This is a genomic window from Nocardia alni, assembly GCF_019038435.1.
Lineage (GTDB): Bacteria > Actinomycetota > Actinomycetes > Mycobacteriales > Mycobacteriaceae > Nocardia > Nocardia alni.
The window spans coordinates 1-1569 of the sequence record NZ_JAGPOX010000314.1 but is presented as its reverse complement, the minus strand read 5'-3'; the positions used below and the strand labels follow the sequence as shown (position 1 = coordinate 1569).

Here is a 1569-nt window from a genome sequence, read left to right as displayed (position 1 = left end):
TGATGGACAAGGCCAAACAGGCGGGCTCGGCCACCTGGAAGGCGTTCCAGGACGGGCGGATCGGTAAGGACGACGCGTTTGCGCTGGTGCGCAAGGAACGGGTGAGTGCGGCGAAGGCGGCGGCCGAGGCCCTATTGGAGTACTACGACATCCAGGCCGGAAAGGATAAGACCGGTGCGCTGGCGACCCTGTCCGGTAAGGAACTGGAGGCCCGGATCGTCTCCGGTTCGGAGAAGGAGTCCCGGGCGGCGCAGATCGAGTTGATGCGCCGGGGCACGGTCAGTGACGATATCCCGGGCGGCAAGGTGTTGCGATGGACGCAGGTGACCGCGGAGATCCTGATGCACCACGGCCCGGTGGAGATGGACACCGGCGAGGGCAAGGAACTGACCGCGATCACCCGGGCCACCCGCGCGGCGCTGGAAAAGGGCATCGCGCACGTGATGACCTCCAGTGATCCGCTGGTGGCGCACATGCAGCACGAGTTCGAGCATCTGGTGGCCGGCGATCACAGCCTCGGTATCGACGTGTACCACCTGGATTCGGACAAGCCGTTCCCGGCCCGGGAGCCCGGACGCAAGCTGATCGTCCTCGGCACCGCACAGGACTACGGTTTCCGCGCGGTCAAAGAGGCCCAGGCGGTGTTCGACAAGCTGAAGGAAAGCGGCATGCCCGCCGACGACCTGACGGAGCTGCGGAAATCCCTGGACCAGGCACCGTCGATCGAGGAATACAAGAAGCTGCTGGACACCGCGGCCGAAGGCCGTGGATTGCCCGATCGGTTCGAACCGTTCCCGGGCGGCGACCTGATCATCGACGAGATCGACGCACAGCTGATCGATGAGCAGACCCACTACGTCCTGTCTCCCGGATCGGCCGGCAAAGCCGACGAGGCGTTCGCGGCCAACGTGCACGAGGTCTGGGACAACCTGCAGCACGCCAAGGAATCCGGTGCGCTGGGACCCGAGGATTTCGGCAAGGATATGGAGCGGCGCGGGATATTCGACTCCCGGCTGTCCGAGACCGGCCGGGCCAAGCTCGAGGACATGCTCGGAAAGCGTGTCGACGACAGCGAAGCCGAGGAGTACGCGCACGCGGCACAGGCCGAGTGGGGGCCGGAGCAGAATTCGGACTACCACGTCGGTGACGACGGAAAAATCAAGATCATCGCCTCGCAGACCAACGATCAGGTCATGGACGATCCGGAGAAACAGAGCTCGAGCCGGTGGAACGGATTCGCCAAATACTTGGAGGCCAAACACGATCTGGAGATCACCGCGGATTCGGAGTACTCGCTGTCCATCACCGGCAAGCAGATCTTCTCCGGTGGTCATTTCGACCACATCACCGGCATGTCCGGCACCCTGCTGACGCCCTCGCGGGGCAATCCCACCGGCGGGGTCGAGGATGTCATGCACGACGAGTTCGGCACCGGACCCATCTCCAAGGTCGACCGATTCTACGACTCGCAACTGCGGCGTCCGCTCGACCAGCACTTCGCCACCCGTGAAGACAAACACGCGCAGATGGCCAAGGTCCTGTTCGACGGGATGCACGCGACGAATCCGA

1 protein-coding gene is annotated in these 1569 nt (G+C 64.1%); it reads left to right on the top strand.

Annotated elements, in window-relative coordinates:
* On the top strand, positions 1-1569 hold a 1569-nt coding region (locus tag JZ791_RS44090), incomplete at both ends, for a hypothetical protein (RefSeq protein WP_216903929.1).